Source organism: Burkholderia sp. SRS-W-2-2016 (assembly GCF_001931485.1).
Lineage (GTDB): Bacteria > Pseudomonadota > Gammaproteobacteria > Burkholderiales > Burkholderiaceae > Paraburkholderia.
The window spans coordinates 1-20,300 of the sequence record NZ_MSDV01000003.1 but is presented as its reverse complement, the minus strand read 5'-3'; the positions used below and the strand labels follow the sequence as shown (position 1 = coordinate 20,300).

The window sequence follows — 20,300 nt, the reverse complement described above, 5'->3', positions numbered from 1 at the left end:
TCACGACTTACGGTTCGATGCTGGCGAGCCGGTCCAGCAAAAACAAAGGCCCGGTTGCCCGGGCCTTCGATGCGGTGGTGAAGCGGGGATCAGTCGGTGCTGGTCTTGTCATCGTCCACCGGTTTCTCCTGCGGGGCGTCCTGCTCCTTTCGCGGTTCGCTGGACGCGTTGGACGGATCGGCCCTGCTGGTCGAGTCGTCGACCAGGCGTTTGTGCATTTCGCGCACGCGCTCCATGCCCTCGTTCAGCCGTTGCAGGCGGTCCGCGGTCGTTGGCGCATCGCCTGCACCACCCTCGCCCGTGCTGCGTCCGGGAGCCTCTTTCGTTGCCGCTCCGCGATCCGGGCTTACGGGCGTGACGGCCGGCCCCTCGGCGGAAGCCTTGCTTCCGGCGGCATCGCCCGGCTTGCCATCAGTCTTGGCGCGCGCCTCTTTCAGACTGCCCTCGCCACCGCTGGCCGGCGTGCGTTTGCTCGGGTCGGTGATCTCAACAGCACGCCCCACGCCCCGTTCCTCGTACTTCGCGTCGCGGCCCTGCTCGCGCTTCGCGTCGAGCGCGGCTTTGCGCAGGTCCCCGCCCGCGCCGGCCGCGCCTTTCACCGCCGCACCGGCCAGGCTGCCCGCCGCTGCACCACCGGCCGCGGCGGCGGACGTGAGCCCGCGTGACGCCGTTTCAGCGTGACCGCCCAGCACGGCCCCGGCCCCGCTGCCGATCCAGTTCAGGACGTTGTCCGGCACCGACGACACGAGTTTCAACGAGAAGTACACCGCGGTCGTCAGCGCGACTGTGTAGAGCACGGCACCGGCCAACATGCGCAGCAGTTCAAAGAACCCACCGCCGCCGCTGGTCGCACCGAATGCCGCGTCGAACATTTCTTGCACCCACTTGCCGAACACCGGTTCAAGCGTGTAAGCGCCGACGATGCCCAGCGTGATCAGGACCGGGCGAAGCGACAGGTCCAGGATCAGCATCAGGCCCTGCTTCTGGCTGCCGATGCCGTCCGTGCCGTGCCCTTGACTCAGGAACGCGACGGCCCACAGCGGCACGGCGACAAGGCTTTCGAAGAGCATCACCAGCCAGCCAAACACCGCCGCGCTGACGATGAAAAACGGCATCATGGGCAGCACAAAACAGAGGAATAGCGCCGGGGTCAACAGCATGAGCAAAATCACGGTGAACAGGCCGGAAAACAGCGACATGGCTGCGCTCACGCCGTTGCCGACCCAGGGGATGGCGGCCAGTTGGCTCAACGACATGGCGGCCACGCCCGCACCTTCCACCGTCGTCACCAGGCCCTGCCCAATGTCGTACGCGTTCATCAAAGGGTCTTGCGTCGAACTGCCATTGAGCGAAAAACCGTGGCCCGCGAACAGGTTCACGACCTTCGCAAAGTTGTCATCGCTGTTCGCCGTCGCCCCGCTCTTCGCCGATGCCTGCGCGTCCGCTTGGTCGAACATCGCCGCGGTGTTCTTCACGTCAGCGTCCGCTTGATTGTCGAACCAGGCCAGCAGTTTGGACGTACCCGCCTTCATGCCGTCGATGCCCGTGGGTACGTTCGCCGCTGCAGCGGCCACGTCGGCTTTGGCCCGGACCAACACCGTGTATTGCGCCCCGGCCATGGCGAACCCGTCCGCAGCCATTTTGCTGGACAGGTTGCTGCTCGACATCGCGGCCAGGAACGCGCTGTTGGCCGTGCTGTTGACGGTCGATGCGTAAGCCGATACCGCCGACGCGATCGTCGCGTTCAACGTTGCGGGAGGGATCGCGGCCGAGCCGGCGCCGTTGTTGACGATCTGTTTCGCCAGATTGTCCGCAGCCGTCTGCATCGTCTTCAGGGCCGCGATGTGCGCCGCCTCGATCACCGGGGCTGCGCTCGCAACGCTGAGCAGTGCCGAGGCCGTCTGGGTGCCCGCGGTGCCCGTGCTCGCGGGCTTGCCTTTGAGCGTCGCCGTGACCGTGCCGCACGCCGACGCGGCGTCGTCGCCTACAGTGCTGCCGAACGTGTAGCCGACGGTGCCGGCGCCGTTGGCGTCGAGGTTGCTGAACCAGTTCGTGCCGACGGACCCGACCAGGTCACCGCCGTTTGCCCAGTTGTCCGTCGCCTGCTGCTCCGCGTTCCCCCGTTGGTAAGTTCCGCGAATGCTCTCGTAGCATACGTTGCTCAACACGAGCGCTCGAAAGAGCGATCGTGCTTTAGCGTCGAGCGCCGGGCTGGTGTACGTCGCCGAGACGGTCGAGTAGTTCGACAAGTATTGACTCCACGTCGCGTCAGCGAGCCCGATGCCTTGCGTCGCGAGCCAGAGCACGATCAACTGGGCCAGGCAAAAGCCACCCTTGACCGGCAGGATCAGCGCCGTACCGACGATTGTGCGGATCGGCATCCACATGGAACTCATGTTGCGGCCCATCATCTCACCGTCGTGCGCCGTGGCCATGATGCCAGTGACCATGACGTACGCCGCGAGCAGGCCGCCCAGCGACAGTATCGCTGTGTTCAAAATCAGGAACAGGCTGCTGAACGGACTGGTCGACGCGTCGGCACCACCGCCGAGGAGCGGCATGACGTTGACCATGAGCCAGTCGGTCGATGGGGGCGTCCAGATGTCCGCGGCGTGCGCGTTGCTGACGAACAGCAACGCAAAAACGGCCAGCGGCCCGGCGAGGGATTTGAAGAAGTAGCGGCGCATTGTGGCCTCATGCAGGTTATGAAAGAGCGAGGGTGGTCACCCGAAAAAGCGTTGGTGCCAACACCAGTACTAACAAAAACCCGAGCGGAGTCCAGCGCCGACGGTCATTTTTTCGCGGTCCACGGACGAAAAAAAAGCGGCCGTAGCCACTTCGCGATGCCGTGTTATACGGCTTTGTTTAAGTTCGCAAGGGATCGAACGATAGGCACAAACGCAACGCCTTGAGCGGGCCGGTTGCAAGCCAGCCGAGCGCCACGATCACCAGGCCGTAGTAGTTTGAGCCATGATTCACCACTTGGAAGCCGCAGGCCGCCATCGCGATGGCATACACAAACAATAGAAAGAGCAAGCCGCCTACGCCACCGCGTCGCACGCGCCCGTCGCTGGTCGCTACGGCGTAGACCGTGGGCGATCCGAGCACGCGTTGCACGCCGAGGGCCACGGTTTCGCCAGGGTTCAAGTAACTGCCCAGGCGCGGGGAGTAACGCAAGCCCCGGATTTCCCGATCGCCGATTTCGGCCACCGATCGAATGGTCCAGCCGTACTTGTCGGTGCGGCCATTGCCCAAAAGTTTTACACGTCCTTGAACTCGCATGTGTTCCCCTGCTTTTTGTGGTGTTGGTGCTAACGCGATCAGTACAGCATGTTCGTCGAAAAACTCAAGTTGTTCTTCATCGCTGCGCTTGGGTGGGCCGTGGGGCCGCGGAACTGCGGGACGTGTCGACGTTCTGCTGCGTGTTGCCGGTGCCTGGTCATCGCTTGCCCTCGTTCCGTTGTTGAGTTGTGCGCTTTGGAGCCTGCCGTGACGTGTCGAAAATCCTGACCGGCAACGCCGCAGGGGTTCGACGAAAGCCGCAGCACGCACAGCGTGACCGGGTGCCAGGCGAAAGCCGAGCCCACCCTTGTGGCGGCGGACGGATGGATTACACGTCGGGAAAACGGCAGGTTTGAGCACACGACGGTGGACGGAAACGAGGCGACCAGGCAACGGCGTGGGAACGCGCAGCAGGGCCGGGCATGGGAACGGACGGCGGTGTGTGGTGTGTTCGTATCGATGTGTTTGTATTGGTATGTATCCCTCTCAGGTGCTGGTCGGCACCTGAGAAACTTTAGGTACGGTACTCGAACCGGACATGTTGACAGGGGCTAGGTTGTACGAGACCTTGATACCAAGGTATTGATATGTATGTATCAATACAAACACACCACCACCATCCACCTTAATCTATAGGAGTACAGATTATGATGTTTTCATGTTCCGTATGGAGCACCAAGGGCGGTATCGGGAAATCGACGCTCTCGGTCGACCTGGCGTCGCGCCTGGCCCTCGAAACGTCGCAACCCCGTACATTGCTCGTCGACCTCGACGCGCAGCAAAGCGTGCGCACGTGGGCCGCGCAGGCGAAGCAATGCGGAGTTACGGTGCCGTTCGACGTGGCCGGCACCGACGCCCGCGCCAACGAGTACGACATCGTGATTTACGATCACGCGCCGGGGCTGGTTGACGTTTCCGCGCTGAAAGGTCACGTCGTGCTGATGCCCGTATTGCCGTCGTTTTTCGACGCCGCGTCGACGATCCGGGGTGAGGCGGAACTGCGCGCCAAGGGCAAGCGGGTGATGCTGTTGCCCAATCGCATCGAAACGAACTACGCCAGCGATGTGGCGTTTCTCGCGGGCTTCGTCGGGCGCCCGTTCCTCAAAAAGCGCAAGGCCTACCAGGCGACCATTGCCCGTGGGCTTTCGATCTACTCGGACAAGACGGGAATCCGCGGGCTGAAAGCAGCCCGGGTGGAGTTCGACCGGGCGGTCGACGCGTTGATCGACGTGGCCGCTGCCTGACCTTAACCTTTGAACCTGGAGACGATGATGGAAACTGGAATGAACGCACTGGCCCGTCTAACGGCTAAAAAGCCGGAGCAAGACCTGATGGCCGCCGCGGCCAGCGTAGCAAGCGTGGCGTTTTCGGAGCCCGACGGCGTGCTGTACGGCGAGTACGTGGTGCGGACGGTCAAGCGTGCGAACCCGGGCGATCCGGTCGTTGTCTGCAACGCGTCGATCCGCGGGCGCACGTCGACCGCAACGCAAATGCGCATCGTGAACGACTACCGCGACGACATGGACGGCACGACGGTCGGCCCGCCCACGAGCGCGATCATGTTCTTGGCGATGATGAAATACCGGGAACTGCTGGCGGCGGGCGAGACTTTGATCGTCGACAACAAAAAGTGATCGGCGACACCGGCAGTAACGACGAAAAGCCCATTAATAAGGGGCTTTTCTGTTCGTATCGGTGTGTATGTATTGATACGTATGTATTAGTAGGTATGCATCAATCACGGGGCGCGACGCTGAATCCACGGCCGTGGCATCGACCAGCCGTCGTCATGGATGAGGGCGTGATCCGCGGCCTGGCTATACTGTCGGACATAAGAACAGACCGCTCCCGGGGGCGCGATGAGAGATCAATCAAAATACCTGCGCGACGCGCTGGCCGTCTGCCTACCGGCAGTCGTCGGCGCCCTGCTTCTGGCGGCTTGCGGGGATCGCTCCGTGTCGGGCACGTACGTGTCGCACACCGCGAACGCCGCCATACTGCTCCAGATCACCGAAACCCCGGACCATCGTTTTAGCGGTACGACGCGCAGCGTGTCGTTGAACAACGACGGGACGCTCGCAACGAGCACGGCCAACGTCGTCGGCTCAGTGGACGGGAGCAGCCTTACCCTTACCCTCCAGGCCACACCATTTCCGGTCGGCCAGAACTTCGGCGGGACCGTCACCGCCAATGGGATCGACCTGACTGTGGCACAGGGCGCACAGACCGGGGTCCAGCGTTTCGTCAAAGGTGAAACCGCCGATTTCGATGCCGTGGTGACGCAGTTGAACGCGGCCGGCGCCCCGGTGATTGCTGCCCGCCAGCGCGGCCAGCAAGTCGATCAACTCAATCGCCAGGTTGCCGCACTGTCGCAGGACTTGAACGCGTTCGTCGTGCGCGCGCATGACAAGATCGACAAATGGCCTCGTGCCACGGCGTATTACGCCCGTGCCGTTGAGGTTGAGCAAGCCAAACTCAAACGCGCGCAGCAACTGGCCGCCACTGGCAACGGTGTCGCGCAAGGCCAGGCCAGCGTAGTGGTCGGCCAAATGGGCGTGGACAAGGCGCAGATTTCCATCACCGACGACAAAATCACCGAGGCGGAAAAGGACGAGGCGTCCCGCGAAGCGATGCTCGACGCCGGAATCGCGCGATGGAACGCCACGTGCCTGGACGGGCACGACGTTAAACCAGGTGATTTCATCCCGGATATGGGGCCGTGCAAAGGGCTGACGCGCGCGGTGGCCGCGTACCGCGCGGTGCTTCCTCCGCTGCACAACGCCCTAACGACCCTTGTGCAGGCCAAGGCGCACGGGAACGAACAACTCGCCACGATCTGGCGCGCGGCGGACAACGTTCACTGAAAACGTATGCGTGTCTGTTTGTTCGTTTGTTTCTATCAACAACAGGGCGGCCTCGCGCCCAGGCCGCCGCTTACCGCGCGTCGGCGTTGGTCACGGTGTACGTTTGGCCGGCGAACTCCAGCTCCGACATCGCACCGCTGAGGTTTTGGTCTCTGGCGAACGCGTCGTAATCAATGTAAAACCGGACCGCCTCCGGGATGTCGTTAAGGTAGCACTCGTCAAAAAACTCGGTGGCCGCCTCCAGCAGGGAGCCCTCGCGCAAGTTCACGTCATCCATCTTGTCCAGCGCGTCGGACAGGCTCAGGCCCAAGTCACCAACGAGAAACGCCAGCGCCGCGTGTTGATCTTCGGTAAGGTCGACCACCTCGTCGAACCAACGTTCGAGCGTCGCCTGGTTGACGCCCAGCAGGTTGAACAGTTGTGCCTCGGCGTCGCTGCCGTCGACCAGTTGGATCTCGTACTCCTCCACCGGCAACCGTGCTGCGTACCGTTTGTTGTAGCCGTCCAGGTCGCTGAAGTAGAACGTTCGGCCGTCGTAGGCGTAGGGCACTGCGCAGTAGCGGGTTTGGAGTGATGCGGTTTGGTGGGCCGTGGGGGCGAGGAACTGCGCGACGTTCGGAGTTTGTGCTGTGGGTTGGTTGCTGGCGTTCATGGTCTGCCTTCCTTTCCGTGATGTTGTGCGTTTCGGAGCCTGCCGTGACGCATGAACGGACCAGCTCGGCCGCGAGGGCCAGGGTTCGACGAAAGCCGCAGCCCGAAGGGACCGGGTGCCCGGCGAAAGCGAAGCGATCCCTTGCCTGAAAGCGGCCGGGATGGGCTATGCGTCGGGAAACGGCAGGTTCGAGCGCACCGCAAGGAAAGGAGGCGAACGCCTGCAACCGCGGGAACCCGCGGCATCAGGCCGTGCGCGCAGCGTGAAGGCCGGTGTTATCCGGCGCACTGAGCCCATTTAAGGTGTGGACGTTGGGGGGCACGCGTCTTTAGCGCTTTTTTCGCATCGCTGCGCGATAGATGCAGTTGGGCGATGCTCATCGTCACATGTGCCCGTTGCCGCCGCGAAGCCCGCGACGGCAAATACACGGCTCCGCCTATGGCGCGCCGAGCAACATGTTGTTGAGCGCGGTCCTGCTCGGGACCTCGTTCTCTTCGATCATCCGAACAAGAACCCGTTGAAGGATGTTGAACGTCTGCACAAGGTGCGACGTGTTGTGCTTCGGCTTGCCGTGGGCCGCGGCGGACCGCTTGTCGTACAGATCGAAAATCTCGCGTTGGAGCGCAAGCCGTTCTCCGCCTGGCGGATGGATGTACGACGCGATCAACACCGACACACGAAACCTCAGTTCCGAGGTAGACGGCGAGAAAAGCGCTTCGAGCGCGCCCCAAAGCGACACGAGCGTCAGCGCATGGTGCGGAACGAACGTGGACAGTTCGAACGCTTCCATGGCGAGCCTGAAGTCCGCGTGCGTCGCCATCAGGGAGACAGCGTTTGACCAGTATTTGCCGACCCACCCCAACGGTCCGATCACTGGTTCGGTTCGTATGAGCGCGAGTTGAATGTATTGCTGTGTCGATTCAACGGGCGTGAGCTGGATCTCGCGATCCGGGATCGAGGCGACCTCGGAAAGGGAATGACTCGATTGCACGAGAAACCGGATCGTCGGATTGACGCACAGCCGCAGCACGCTGGTGAGCGTGCGCGCTACGTCGTACGGCGTCATGTCGCCGGGTGGCGTGTAGTCGCCGGGGATGAACAGTTCCGTGCGAACATCAAAACCGTCGTGGCGGGTCGTCGCTTTCCAGGGTGCGGGATGGTGCTTGCCCGGCGCTTCGGGCGGCCTGAACGCCATCGTGTACGAACTCATGAGGTGCGCATACGTGCGACGCAGGACGAGGCCATCGCCCAGGTCATACTCGTCCTGCTCGGGCGGCAACTGAAGGGTCGTGAGCCCGGCGTATAGATCCGTGGTTGTTTTCATGTCATGTTTGCGCGAAGTCCTCGTGCCGGTGAGGCTCAGGTCTATTTTGGGGACATTGGTTCAGCGGGCTACTTTTCGTCATCCCATTCGCCGACCACTTGCCCCGTGCGCACCCCACGCGGGATGCTCGGACCGCGGTACCCACTACGCGCATTACCGACGTGCATCGCTTGCTTGCGTGCAGGTTGCTCACCGCTCAACGCTACGCCGTTGGCTTCGGCTTGCATACGCACATACCCCCGCAGCATTTTTTCCGTGTAGGTGTAAAGCCCCTGCCGTCCATCCGGTTGGGTGAGCACCGAGCCGTAGGCGCCCCCTTTCAACTTCCGAAGCTGCGCAGCGAAACGGCCGCGCTCCAAAGGTTCGCGCCCATCGGCCCGTTTTCCAATCACGACCTCGTAGGACTGGAAGATGCCGTCGACGGATCGGATCAAATCCTCGTGATCAGCGGTCGCCCAAACCAAATCTTCCATCTCCGGGTGGTGGACCACCGCCTTTTCATAAGGACGCTTCAGCTCCCCCGCCGTCGAGAGGATCGCCTCACCGAGCCCATGCAGGAAGAGATCGGCATCGATCTGCGTTACCTCGTTGTCAGACGCAAACGCAGACCAGAGGATTTTTTCCGTGATGAGGTGGATGTAGTACGGGAACCCGTCGCTAACCATAGCGATGCGCCAGTTCACATCATTATCAAGTTCGATCTCAAAGGCATCCGCCGCCGACTGCACGATGCCCCGTCGCGCATCCCAGCCCAACCGCGGTAGCTCGACCTGTTCTAGCTGGCGATACGACGACTGATGGGCTCCAAGAAGTTCATACAGCGATTTTCCTATCCCCGTGAAAATGAACTTGATGTTGACGGATCGATCGCCCATCTGTTTCAGCAGCGCGGCAAACTTGTTACGTTCGGCCGCATCCAGGATGGCATCGAACTCGTCGATAACCACTGCGGTGCTTCCTCGGCGCTTTTCTGCGACTTCTTCCAAAAGTGCGACAGCATCACCGATGGATCGGATTCGGTCGGCGATGTCCGGCGCGCTGGTCTCGCTTCCTGCTGACAGCTTCACGCGCGCAAGGTCTACGGTCGCTGATCGCGTTGTTTTGACATTTTCCGTCCGTGGTTGGCGTAATGCCTGGGTAACGATGTTTGCAATAACCGTGCTGAACGTGTCATCGGGTGACCCAGACACGAACACCGGCGGCGCACTGGCGCTCTGATACTGGACAGCCGCGGTCTGTCCGAGCGAACTCTTACCGACGCCGCGATCGCCGTAAATGAAGACATGGCGGCCGGGCGCATAGAGGCTCTTCTTGATCGTATCAAGCTCTTTGTCCCGCCCCTTCAGGTATTCGATGCTATGAATCGGTCGTGAGGCGGACAACACCGCACCTAGCTTCGTTCCAAACTCGTCTTCGGTGTAGCCTGGGATCACAGCGCCTCCAAGTTTCGACGATTCAGCATCCGCGAGTCGGTTGCTTTTAACGTTCTGATTATGGCATTTCGGCCCGCTTGCGCGTCGGGCTGGACGCCACCAACGCATTCGTAGGGTGCGTGAACGTGGTCGTCACGCGCGGTTACGTCAGGGGTTACAATAGGGTCAGGCTGTCGTCGCCTGCCGCACGCGCTCCTCTCGGAGCAAGACGAAGACGATGTCTCAAAGCACCTACCCCATTTCACATTGTTTTCGATGGGCGGCCCGCAAAGCGTGCACCGGATTTTGCCGCCCAGGAGAAAGCAATGGACACTCAGCAACTGAAGCTGTTGGCCGGGCTCGTTCGCGGCCTTTTGCAGCCCTCGCACCCATCCTTCACCCACGGGCAGGCGCTCGATCTCATCGCGGCGCTGCCTGGCCTGCGCAACTGGCCCGAAGTGATGGCATTCCCGGATCGTGTCGTTGCCACAGAGCTTGATACGGCATCGACCGGCCGCCTGGCGTTCCGGCTGAAGAAGCGCTTTGCGATCGACATGTCGCCGCAGGAACTCCTTAAAGCTCTTTCCCCACCTGAAGCGGTTGTCACCCACGGCGCACCCCAAATCTGGCCGACGGGTCCCGTTCCTGGTGTGTACGTCACGACGTCCCAAGGGGCCATCGACGCCCTGCTGGAAGCGTACGAGGACGCCACCGACGGCGCGCTGATCTACGCTGAACGCGCCGGCAGCCAATGGAGCGGCAGCATCGACCTTGGCGACTACGGCCTTTGGTCAGCCGGGCTCGATCGCGTGCCCAGCGGCACGCTGCTCGTCGTCGGTCCGCTGGAGCTGGACCAGCAGTCGTGGAACGACACCGGGGACCGGCTGGAAATGGCCTGCTTGCACGCCCTGAACTCCGGGCATCGCGTCGCGGTTTTGCTCGATACACCCACGCCCGACACGCTTCAGGAGGATGTCCGGCTGATGGTCACGTCGCGCCCAAAACACACGGACGAGGAGACGGCACTTGTCGGCATCGTGTCCGACGACGGAGCGCTGGAAGTTCGCGCTCCGTTCGCCCGCCCGTGGCCCAGGGTCGATTCGATTCCGACCTCTGCCACATCCAGCGCGTTCCCCGCACCGCTTCTCGAACCACTGCGCGATGCTCTGGCGGAACGCACGAGCGGCCTGCTGCTGTTTGGGTCAGCGGTGATTGAGGAGCATTCGGCGATAGACCTGGTAGCAGCATCGCTGGCACTGACGGACCACTGCGGGCCGGCGGCGCGGATCATGCCGCGGCACCGCTCCACACCGTCGAAAGACTGGGATGTGCCCGAGGCCATCCGGCAACTGCCCTTTTTGCCGTCGATCGAGAGCGCCTACGCTCAAGGCTATCGCCGCATGGTTTACCACCCGAACCACACGCGGGCCGACTTGCTGATGCAATACAGCGACGATGCGCTTCTGATCAGCGGCACGTTCGGTAGCAGCGATGTCATGGAGGTGTTTATGGGCACGCTTCGAGGTGGTGGGATGCGGAAAGAGGAAGAACTGTTAGGCCGTATCATCGCCATCGCAGCAACCGTACCGTTGCCGACGAAAAGTGGAGAAACCATCATCAGCGATCTCTACGTGTCGAACGGGCAGCCCTTTGCGCACCTGAAAGAGTTCGAGGAAATCGAGCAGTTTCTGTTTGAAAACCGTTCAGTGGCCTGGCAGAACGAGTTGTCCCGTCTCCTTGACGCAGGGCTGGTTACCGCTGCCGCCGTGAAGAAGGCCTTCCCGCGCAGTCGCCGCCTCGGTGAATACCTCGCTGAACGCGGCAAACGCAAGCAGGCCGCCGAGACGGCCTGAGCGCGATCCGCAGCACCGGCGTCGAAGGACGGCGCCGGTTCCGAAGTGGTCAACCGACGTTTCGGTCAACCTGCGGCATTACAGGCGCCGCCGTGCGCGCTGCACCACTGGCTCGCTGGCGGCCTGGAGCAGTGGGGCCAGTTCCTTGCGAATCTTGGCGGCTTCCCATTCGGACACGTAGCCGGCCAGTTGCTCGCGGCAAGCCTCCCGCTCGGGCTTGAAGACCCCCCACTTAACAGTGCGCGCGATCGCCACGGCGTTGAGCCCGTCGCGGTTCGTTTCCATCGGATCGCCGCCCGCCTCGATGATGGCTTTGCAAGCCTCGAACCAAAGACTCGACGCCGCGCACAGCAGTGGCGTGTGGTTCGGCCCGACGCCGGTGTGCTCGTTGATCGCGGCCAGGACTTCCGGCTTTTTCAGCAGGCGATGCACTTCGCTGATGTCGCGGTGGTCGATGGCCTGGTAGAGGTTCGGGTAATAGCGTTTGCGCTTCGGCTTCGCGGTGCTGGCGTTGGTCTGTGTCATGGTCAAAACTCCTTCAGTGATCAGCGCCGGCCGGCGCTGGTACTGCCCCAGCCCGCCGGAGCGGGCCGCGGTGGAACGTTGAGCGCCGGCTGCACTTACAGACGCTTGCGTGTTTGCGTTGCGGGCACCGACTCGCTGCCCGCCATGGCCTCGGCCGCGGCTTCGCGCAGCACCGTCGTTTCCCGTTCGATGCGCTCGTCGCGCAGCAGCGACCGCAGCGCGTCGCCGTGGGTTCCACCGCCCTCGTCGGACTCACCGCTGAACGGCGTGGCGGCCAGGTCCGCGCCGCGTTCACGCAGCAGGACCAGCACCGCGTGCAGGTCGCGCGGGTCGTCCGTCAAAGTGTCGCCGCAGGTGCGGAAAAAGTGCCACCACTGGGGGACGTCCATCACGCCGTCCGGGCGTTGGATCGATGAGGTCGGATGGTTCAGGTCGTCGGCCGTGGCATGGTCGAGCACGATCGCGTCGCACGCCTGGTCGAACGGAAAAATGGAGCGCCCCCGCAACGCCACACGCACGCCGTCCCGGACGTGCTCCGGGCCGCGTTTTGACGCCAGGTCGAACAGCAGTTCGAGAACGTCGGCCCGCCCGCGCCCCGATGCTGCTGCAAACGGTTCGAACAACGACAGGTCGTGCGGAAAGCCGTCGAGACGGGCGGCGATGTCAGCGGTCGGCACGCATGTAAAGATCGCTTGACCGATCGCCTCGGCGATGGGCGAGGTTTCGTCGAGGGGCATCATGCTGCACCTCCGTTGCGTGCGGCGCGTTGCTCCGCCGCTGCGTAGGCGGCGTTGATCCGGTGGTACGCCCAATCCAGAAGAAAGAGCACGCCAAGGGTGGCGGCGGCCGCCACCACCACCGCCGCCACCAGACCCACAACTATGCCGGTCGCGCCGTGCAGGCCCAGCGCCTTGCGGGCCTGCGCCGCCCCGGCGATCAGCAAAAAGTTGACAGGCACGACCATGCCCAGCGCGAAGCACATGGCGCCGGTAAGCGTCGCTTCAAATCTCTGCTCTTGTCGACGAGCATCCACCGGCGCCACGGTGCCGTCACAGCGTTGGCGAGCATCAGCGCGATGAATGAAGCCCCGGCAAGAGCGTCCGACACCGCGTGGGACCAGAGATGGGCGAACAGTGGCAAGCCGGCTGCGAATAGGATGAACACGGGAAGCGTGGCGAGCAGGCGGATGTGAAATGGTTTCATACGGGCTCCTTGTGGGCGGGCCGGGATGGCCCTGTACCGCCCCGTCCCGCGTTGCCGCGGGCACAAGGTGGAGCGTTGACGCTGGGTGGTCAGAACGGGGCCGCGGCGCCGGTCTTGAAACCGTTGTAGGAGCGCACGAAGGCGCGGGTGAACGAGACGAGGCCGCAGGTCTTCGACTCGAGCCATGCTTCGTTGAGCGCAAGGCCCGGCTCGTCGTTGCGCAGCCACGTGCGGGCGCGTTCTTTCAGGATGCGCATGTCGGGCTCGATGCTGCCAGCGCGGATTTCGTCGTCGACGAACCGGGCGAACTGGCTGGGTGCGTTCGAGCGGACCGGCTGCGGCACGGGGCCGTCGTCGCGATCGAGGTTTTCGTCGCGGTCGTTGAAAGCGATGGCGGTTTGGGTTGCGAGTGCGAGGGTCATGGCGATGTGCTCCGGTGAACAGGCCGGGCTGGCCTGGTACCGCCCTGACCCGCCGTGAGGCGGGCACTGGGTGGACGTTGGCGCCGGAGCGGTCAGTAGGACGGGAAACGCTTGCCGATTTCGATGGCGTTCGGGAGATGGCCGACTTCCGCCAACAGCCGTTGATAGGCGTTGCGACCGTTGCGATCGGGCGCGTACATTTCAGCGCCAGCGCGAAGCAGTTGACGGCAAATCGTCCGCGAGTCCTCGTGGTCGTCGCGCGCGAGGCCCATTGCGGCGTGGTGCAGCGCCGTGCGGCCGTCGTCGTCCTGCGCGTTCACGTCGGCGCCTGCGGCGATCAGGTCGGCGACCAAGAGGCGGTTGCCCAGGCGTGCGGCGTGGTGCAGGGCCGTGCGTCCGTCCGCGTCTTTCGCCTTCACGCTGGCACCGATCGCGAGCAGGTCGATCGCAAAGCGGGACTCACCGCGCAGAACCGAGTAGTGCAAAAGGCGATTGCCAGCGGCGTCTTGAGCATCGACGTACGTGCCGGCGTCGAGCATGGCCTGGCGGGTGGGCAGTTCGTCGCTGCTGCCGTATTTCACGGTTTCGAACAGCGGGTCGAGAATGAGTTTGCTGACGGACATGGCGGGCTCCTTGGTATCGGACCGGGGATCGGTCTGTACCGCCCTGACCCGCACGTCAGGCGGGCACTGGGTAGGAGCGTTGAAAAACAAAAAGCCCGTGGGGTTGAACTGACCCCGGGAAGTTGGACAGTTAAAAGCTAGGCGGCCAAGGGCTGGGTTCTGTACTGCACAGGACTCAGCCCTTTCAGTTTGAGTTTGATACGCTCGTGATTGTAGTAGTGAATATAGCGTCGCAGTCCAGCCTGCAACTGTTCGACGCTGGTGAAACGGTTGAGGCGGAAGAACTCTGATTTGAGCGTGGCAAAGAAGCTTTCCATGGCCGCGTTGTCGAGACAGTTTCCCCTTCGCGACATGCTTTGCCGCACGCGATGCATGGCCAGCGTGTGCCGCCATGCAGACATCTGGTACTGCCAGCCCTGATCCGAATGCAGCAATGGTGCATCGCTGCTGCGCAGTCGGGCGAGCGCTTTCTTCAACATGCCGCTGACCAGTTCGAAGCTCGGGTTGCGCGCCGTCTGCCACGCGACGATCTCGCCGTTGTACAGGTCCAGCACGGGTGACAGGTAGAGTTTCTGGCCGTTGACATTGAACTCTGTCACATCGGTGACCCACTTCTGGTTTGGCGCATGCGCTTCAAACTCGCGACCCAGCAGGTTCGGCGCGATGCGTCCAACCTCGCCACGCCAGGACCGGTAACGCTTCGGGCGCACGAGCGATTTCAGCTTCAGTTCACCCATGATCCGCTGCACGGTCTTGTGATTGACGATCTGACCAGCGTTACGGATGGTCGCCGTGATGCGTCGGTAACCGTAGCGGCCCTTATGGTGCTCGTAGATCGTACGGATCGTCTCTTTCAGTCCGATGTGACGCTCGCCATCCTCCAGTACTCGCAACTGGTAATAAAACGTGCTGCGCGCGAGCCCCGCGACCTTCAGCAAGGTCGCAAGCGGGTGCCGGGTTCTGAGCCCATTCACGATTTGCGTTTTTTCTTTTGCGCTGCCTGCTTCTTTGCCTTGAGCAGCGCATCGAGCTTTTTTAGGTACGCCACCTCCGCGCGCAGGTAGTCGTTTTCCTTGAGCAGTTCCTCGCGCGTGCGCGTGTCAGGCGCTTTCTCTTCAGCAGGCTTGTCGGGCTGGGTGTCGGCCATTTTCCGGGGACGCCCCTTCGGACGGGGCGCCAGAGCGTCAATACCGCCCTCATCATACAGACGTGCCCACTGCGGTACGGCGCCCGCAGCGCGGATGTCGTACAGCGCGGTGATTTCGCGCGCCGACAGTCCATCGCGCCACATATGCTGCAGCACCTTCAGCTTGAAACGCGCGTCATAGCGGCTTTGCTTGCCGTGTAGCGCCGCGTCGCCATGCAGACGAAATGCTGCAACCCAACGACGCAGCATCGAGTAGTCGATTCCGTGACGCGCGGCCAGCACTGGCAAACCAATGCCGCCGCGCAAATACGTGTCGACTAACTTCCGTTTGAAACGCTCATCGTACTTCGCCATCAAAAACACCCCAAAGGTCGGATCGATGTCCAACTTTTGGGGTGCAGTTCAGGGTCACGGGCTTGAACGTTGAGCGCGGTGTGCGGCGCTGATGTAATCAATAAAACTCCAGCTCGAACGCGTGTCAAGCGTTTGCCGTCATTTGCTTGCACTTTTTTCGGGGCCTCCGTGCCACGACGGTGGGGCCGGGCGCTCACGCACCGTCTCCGTGACCGACCGGTTGCGGGCGTACGTGCCGCTGGGAAAAACTGCGAACGTGGGCGGTGCGAACGGGTCGTCGTACTCGTCGAGTTCGCGCAGCGGAAGCACGTCGTCGATCCCCAGGTGGATCAGGTCGCGGTGCGACAGCATCAACACGGCGGACCATGGATCGTCCGCGAGCATCGCGGTGACGGCGGGCCAGAAATCGACCTCGGGCACCGGGGTTTCGCGGAAGTGCTCGCACATCGCGGCGTAACTGGCGAACGCCGCGGCCTTGCCGGTCCAGACGAACGGGTTGGCGTGGACGTGCTGGTTGAACAGCCAGTCGCGAATGGTGCCGGTGTCGAGGGTGGTCATTGGGTTCTTAGGCTGGTTGGGTTACAGGCGCGCACGGCGCGGTGCTGGGATGGCCGGGGCCGCTTCGGTTTCGGCCAGGGCCTGAAGAAGCGTCCGGGTCTCGTAGAGAACGTGTGCCGCGTGGATAGCGGCGTTCGCCGCGGCCGGGGTGACGCGCTGCCCGTCGAACAAACCGGCAAGCACGTGGTTTTCCGCGTCCTTGCTCACCGCCGGGCGGTACTCGCGCGTGATCGGGTCCACGTCCGACCAGTCGATGGCGGGCTCCGATACATACAGGTTCATACTGGGCACGGGTTGAAACGGGTAAGCGTCCATGCGGCCGTCCAGGTCGATGGTCAACACCGCGTTGCGGGCCGGCAGGATTTCCAGCAGCGCCAAGGGTCCGGATTCGTCGAACGTCAACTTGAACGTCAAGGCGAGTGCGTGCTGGTAACGCGCGTCGCTAATCGGCTTGTACTTGGAATCGCCCACGTTGTAACAACGGCTGAAAGCGGCACGCATCCGGGTGTCGTTCACAGGCCGCCAAGCGTTGTCATCAAAAGCCATGATCGGGCCATCGTATGGCGTCGAAGCAACCGGGCAACCGTCGGCGATGACCTGCCGGATCGCTTGGCGTACCCGGGTGATCGGTCGCCAGCCCATCTTGCGTTCGGCATCGGTCGGCGGTGCGGGGTCGAAGCCAGGCAGCAGATCGATGTCGTCACCCGTCTGGTAGCTCAGCACGTCGTCGGCGCACACGGCGAGGTAACCGCGGCGCCCTCGCCAGAGGGTTGCCAGGTTCCGCCCCAACACGGACCGCAACTCGGCCTGGAACTGCGACTCGGACACGTGTGCGTCCCAGTTTTTAGCGTCGTGAACCCGGAAGCCAGCCCACAGATGGTTGCCGAACGTCACTGCGCCGGGCACGGCGCGCACGTTGGCCTGCTCGACCCAGCGCGCGACCAGTGCCTTTCGCGCGTTGCGCTCGCGCTTCTTGCACCGCGCATCGGATTCGATGGGCTGCGCGGTGCCGGCCAGCGCTTCATGCTTGTGCAGGTCGTACGATCCGACGCCGTTAAGGGTGAATGCCATGATGGTCGCTCCTGTGCGTGGGTTGGTCGATCACTTGTCGCCACGGGCCGTTACGCCCGCAACAACGATGTGCGCCGCGTCGACGCGGCCGGTGCCCTTGCGCATGCGCTTTTCCAGGTGGAACCCGCGTTCGGGCGTGGACATTTCCTTCCAGAAATGGTCGTACGAGAGGATGCGGTCGCGGTCGCGTTGCGACTGCGCGCGGCCTTTCATGATCGCGTCGTAGTGCGCGTAAATGTCGTGTTTGGCCGTCCAACGCGTCGGGTCGTACGTCACTTCGAACTCGTCGAGCCAGCCGGCCAGCGGGTCGTTGGCGATCAGTACGTCGGCCTTCAGGTTCTGCACCTCCGGCGGTGCCTCGGCGTCGGTGGGCCACTTCCAGCCGCGGGCACCCAACAGGGACACGCCGCACAACAGGTAGTCAAGCCAGGCGCCCAGTTCGTTGGGCGTGCCCAGGATGCGGTCGGCCCAGCCGACGACGGCTTTGTTCGTCTTCGAGTAACTGTTCGTGAACGGCAACGCGCAGATACGTCGTGCGATCGAACCGTCCTCGTCCTTGAACGCGGGCAGCACGTTGCTCGACATCACAATCGTGCCTTTGAACACGACCGTGACGGCGGGCTTGTTCTTGCGGTTCACGCTGATGCTGTCGCCGCCCGTGATTTCTTTGAACGGCTCTTCGGCGATGTACTTCGTTTCGTTGGCCGTCACGAGCGTGGTGCCGATGATCGGTTCAAGGGCGAACGTCTCGCGCAGGCGTTCCATTGGGAGGGCCGCGCGCTTGGGATGGAAGTATTCGAGCAGTTTGAGCAACGTCCCCTTGCCGGCGCCGGCACGACCCAGCAGCAGCAGTGCTTTCTGGAACGGCTTGTTGCCCGTGACGAGCGTGCTGCCAAGCGCGAGGGCGAAGTATTCGAACAGCGCGGTGGTCGGGGCGATGGTCCGCAGGTACTGGCCGACCTGGGTGGCCTCGGCGGGCCACGCCGGCGTGTAGACCCACGGCTGGGGCTTCGTCTTGTCGATGCCGGACCAGTCGAGCGTTGCGTTGATGACGTTGACCTGGCCGAACACTGGCGCCGGGTCGAACGCGAAAATGCGGCCGTCCTCCTGCACCTCCAGCACAGCGTTGCGGAGTTGAATCAGCACCCTGCCCACGGGCGGGACCGGCAGGCGCTGCTCGATCGACATCATCGTGAGCGAGTATTTCAGCATGTCGTCGACCGTGCGCTGCGACACTTTCTCAGGCAGTTCTTCCTCAACCAGTTTCCCCATCCGGTACGCCAGGCGGGCCTCGTCCTCTTCTTCGAAGTACACGTTGTTCCAGCGTCGGAAAATCTTCTCGTCAGTGTCCGCGACCAGCGCCGTGTCGGTTTTCAACATGTGGCGCCCACGCATGGCCGGCGACGCGTCAGCGGGGAGCCCGTCGTCGTCACCGTCCGCGGCTTTCATCGCGTCGATGGATACCTGCCGTTCATGCACGGCCGCCTGGAACTGCCTTTCCAAGTCGACCACGTCGTCCATCGTCCGGGTCGCGGCCTTGGCGAGTTTGTCCGCTTTAGCGGTTGCCAGCATCAACTCTTTCGCGCCTGCTTCGAGCTTTTTGAGCCCGTCGAGCACGTCGCCGGACTCGTCGGCGGCGTCCTGCGCGTCGGCAGCGACCTTGCGCGCACGGGCCAGAGCCTTTTCGATTTTCGCCAGCGCTGCCTCGGCCTGCTTGTACCGCTGCTTCGGGGCGAGGTCGCTGGTCGGTTGCCCTGCGCCCTCCTTCTCGCCGGGTTCGGCCAGGGTCGCCATGGCCTCGGTCTTCGCGGCTTTGAAATCGACGACCGAACCCGACGACGGGCGGCCAATCGCCGGCCGTGCGGGGCGCTGCGGCACCGTTTCACCGGACACGACCGGGGTGGACTCTGCGGGCTGTACGTTCGACATGCGAGGGCTCCTGCGAATATTGACTGCAGCCGCTGGCGTGTCTATTGTTGAGACACGAACAGCGCTTTTGACGAGGTGCTACGTTCACCGGACCCGCCTGCAAGCGGGTCTTTTCTTTTTCAGACGGTCAGACGGTCGCGCCGCTCTGCTCAAACCCGACGGCAACGCTGGACGGGTTGCGCAACCAGGCCGCCACGAGGGTACGGACGATTTCGGACGGGGTGACGCCGAGTGCTTGAGCGCGCGCGTTCAGTTCGTCGTTCATCGGCTCGATGAAACGCGCGTTGAACTGGACGGTCTTGCGGCGGGGCTTGGCGGCGATGGGGCTGGACATGGCGGGTTCCTCGGCGGCGGTAAACGAAAAACGCCCTCCGGTTTTGAACCGGAAGGCGTCGGTCATGGCCCGCGTCAGCAGGCCCTTGGGCGAACGTTGAGCACGAGCAATCGTGCGGGGCGTAAGACCAATAAACCAGGTACCGCTGGCGTCGTCAAGCGAATGCAAGCAAATGTGTGACAGCCCGGCCGGAACGGACGGGGCAAGGATGGTGAACGTGGTGGTGGTCAAGCGAGGCTCCGGGTTCGTGGGTTCGAAAGACGGCACGTTCTGGTCTGAACGTGTCGGCTCCCGATGAACCGGAGCGGGTGCTGGGCGTGGCTCCCAGCGGATCGCGAAATATGGCGCCGTGGCGCGGTGCTGCAAACGAAACAGTAACCTGGCCCCGGCGCTGTTGTACAGCGATTTTTGAGGGGCGAGCGGCCAATGCCGAAGGCTCACCGGCGTCAGCGGGTCGGCCGGGCGGCGCAGCCGGCCAGGTTTTGACGCCAGCGGCGCTCCATCAACGCGCCCGCCCTCCACGTGCAAAACCATGGTGGGAGCGGAAAGCCTTGCCCAGCAAGGGTTTGCCGGGACTCCCACCGTTATTCCCACCTGAAAATCGCAGGGTGGGAGGTCGAGTGGGAGGGGAAAGCCTTGCCCAGTAAGGCTTTCAGCGTATTCCCACCATTCCCACCCTGAAAAATCGCTGTCCGCGAGAGCAAAGTTTTTTTCTCCTGACGTTCGGAGGCCCGATCGTCGGCGGGG

The 20,300-nt window shown here is 63.0% G+C and carries 19 protein-coding genes; 4 read left to right on the top strand and 15 right to left on the bottom strand.

What is annotated here, in order from left to right; all coding sequences use genetic code 11:
* Positions 1-89 precede the first annotated feature (89 nt).
* Together BTH42_RS00625 and BTH42_RS00620 are read right to left on the bottom strand one after the other, a co-directional pair.
* Positions 90-2,687 (bottom strand): DotA/TraY family protein, encoded by a 2,598-nt coding sequence (locus BTH42_RS00625; protein WP_075294795.1) that lies wholly within the window; start codon positions 2,685-2,687, stop codon positions 90-92.
* Between the two features lie 178 nt (positions 2,688-2,865).
* The gene (locus tag BTH42_RS00620) at positions 2,866-3,282 is read right to left on the bottom strand and encodes a hypothetical protein (RefSeq protein WP_143751944.1); all 417 of its coding nucleotides are present in this window, start codon (positions 3,280-3,282) and stop codon (positions 2,866-2,868) included.
* Positions 3,283-3,929: 647 nt separating this feature from the next.
* On the opposite strand from BTH42_RS00620, the gene BTH42_RS00615 reads away from it, so the two are divergent.
* The 3 genes from BTH42_RS00615 (at position 3,930) to BTH42_RS00605 (ending at position 6,146) form a co-directional block, all read left to right on the top strand.
* Positions 3,930-4,526: a ParA family protein gene (locus tag BTH42_RS00615; RefSeq protein WP_075294793.1), complete on the top strand. Its 597-nt coding sequence runs from the start codon at positions 3,930-3,932 to the stop codon at positions 4,524-4,526.
* 9 nt (positions 4,527-4,535) lie between these two features.
* Entirely contained in the window at positions 4,536-4,916 is a 381-nt protein-coding gene (locus BTH42_RS00610; RefSeq protein ID WP_143751943.1) for a hypothetical protein, read from the top strand.
* A gap of 225 nt (positions 4,917-5,141) precedes the next feature.
* The gene (locus tag BTH42_RS00605; protein WP_075294791.1) at positions 5,142-6,146 is read left to right on the top strand and encodes a hypothetical protein; all 1,005 of its coding nucleotides are present in this window, start codon (positions 5,142-5,144) and stop codon (positions 6,144-6,146) included.
* A 70-nt stretch (positions 6,147-6,216) separates the two neighbouring features.
* Here the strand turns inward: BTH42_RS00605 and BTH42_RS00600 are convergent, their stop codons facing one another.
* The 3 genes from BTH42_RS00600 to BTH42_RS00590 form a co-directional block, all read right to left on the bottom strand.
* A complete protein-coding gene (locus BTH42_RS00600; RefSeq protein ID WP_083654635.1) occupies positions 6,217-6,798 on the bottom strand; it encodes an antirestriction protein ArdA in 582 nt (193 codons plus the stop codon).
* A 436-nt stretch (positions 6,799-7,234) separates the two neighbouring features.
* Complete coding sequence (locus BTH42_RS00595) at positions 7,235-8,077, bottom strand: hypothetical protein (RefSeq protein WP_143751942.1); 843 nt, start codon at positions 8,075-8,077, stop codon at positions 7,235-7,237.
* Positions 8,078-8,190: 113 nt separating this feature from the next.
* Positions 8,191-9,555, bottom strand: coding sequence for an AAA family ATPase (locus BTH42_RS00590; protein WP_075294789.1), 1,365 nt, complete (start codon positions 9,553-9,555; stop codon positions 8,191-8,193).
* Positions 9,556-9,860: 305 nt separating this feature from the next.
* On the opposite strand from BTH42_RS00590, the gene BTH42_RS00585 reads away from it, so the two are divergent.
* Entirely contained in the window at positions 9,861-11,387 is a 1,527-nt protein-coding gene (locus tag BTH42_RS00585) for a hypothetical protein (RefSeq protein ID WP_075294788.1), read from the top strand.
* Positions 11,388-11,465: 78 nt separating this feature from the next.
* Here BTH42_RS00585 and BTH42_RS00580 read toward each other — a convergent pair whose 3' ends face one another.
* From BTH42_RS00580 to BTH42_RS00530, 10 genes are all read right to left on the bottom strand, one after another.
* Complete coding sequence (locus BTH42_RS00580) at positions 11,466-11,912, bottom strand: ankyrin repeat domain-containing protein (RefSeq protein ID WP_075294787.1); 447 nt, start codon at positions 11,910-11,912, stop codon at positions 11,466-11,468.
* Positions 11,913-12,007: 95 nt separating this feature from the next.
* A complete protein-coding gene (locus BTH42_RS00575; protein WP_075294786.1) occupies positions 12,008-12,652 on the bottom strand; it encodes a hypothetical protein in 645 nt (214 codons plus the stop codon).
* Positions 12,649-12,945, bottom strand: coding sequence for a hypothetical protein (locus BTH42_RS00570; protein WP_143751941.1), 297 nt, complete (start codon positions 12,943-12,945; stop codon positions 12,649-12,651). The genes BTH42_RS00575 and BTH42_RS00570 overlap by 4 nt, the downstream gene beginning before the upstream one ends.
* Positions 12,946-13,204: 259 nt before the next feature.
* Positions 13,205-13,537 (bottom strand): hypothetical protein, encoded by a 333-nt coding sequence (locus tag BTH42_RS00565; RefSeq protein ID WP_075294784.1) that lies wholly within the window; start codon positions 13,535-13,537, stop codon positions 13,205-13,207.
* A gap of 92 nt (positions 13,538-13,629) precedes the next feature.
* On the bottom strand, positions 13,630-14,160 hold the full coding sequence (locus tag BTH42_RS00560) for an ankyrin repeat domain-containing protein (protein ID WP_075294783.1): 531 nt from the start codon (positions 14,158-14,160) through the stop codon (positions 13,630-13,632).
* A gap of 137 nt (positions 14,161-14,297) precedes the next feature.
* Positions 14,298-15,661 (bottom strand): IS3 family transposase gene (locus BTH42_RS34590; protein ID WP_143751949.1). Its coding sequence is split into 2 segments (ribosomal slippage): positions 14,298-15,199 and positions 15,199-15,661, totalling 1,365 coding nucleotides; the frame shifts between segments, so codons are not numbered across the junction.
* A 138-nt stretch (positions 15,662-15,799) separates the two neighbouring features.
* Positions 15,800-16,219, bottom strand: coding sequence for a hypothetical protein (locus tag BTH42_RS00545; RefSeq protein ID WP_075294780.1), 420 nt, complete (start codon positions 16,217-16,219; stop codon positions 15,800-15,802).
* A 21-nt stretch (positions 16,220-16,240) separates the two neighbouring features.
* The gene (locus tag BTH42_RS00540; RefSeq protein ID WP_075294779.1) at positions 16,241-17,290 is read right to left on the bottom strand and encodes a hypothetical protein; all 1,050 of its coding nucleotides are present in this window, start codon (positions 17,288-17,290) and stop codon (positions 16,241-16,243) included.
* Positions 17,291-17,320: 30 nt separating this feature from the next.
* On the bottom strand, positions 17,321-19,219 hold the full coding sequence (locus tag BTH42_RS00535) for a DUF5906 domain-containing protein (RefSeq protein ID WP_075294778.1): 1,899 nt from the start codon (positions 19,217-19,219) through the stop codon (positions 17,321-17,323).
* A gap of 127 nt (positions 19,220-19,346) precedes the next feature.
* Positions 19,347-19,784 carry a hypothetical protein gene (locus tag BTH42_RS00530; protein WP_075294777.1) on the bottom strand — a complete coding sequence of 146 codons (438 nt, stop codon included), beginning with the start codon at positions 19,782-19,784 and terminating at the stop codon, positions 19,347-19,349.
* Positions 19,785-20,300: the final 516 nt, after the last annotated feature.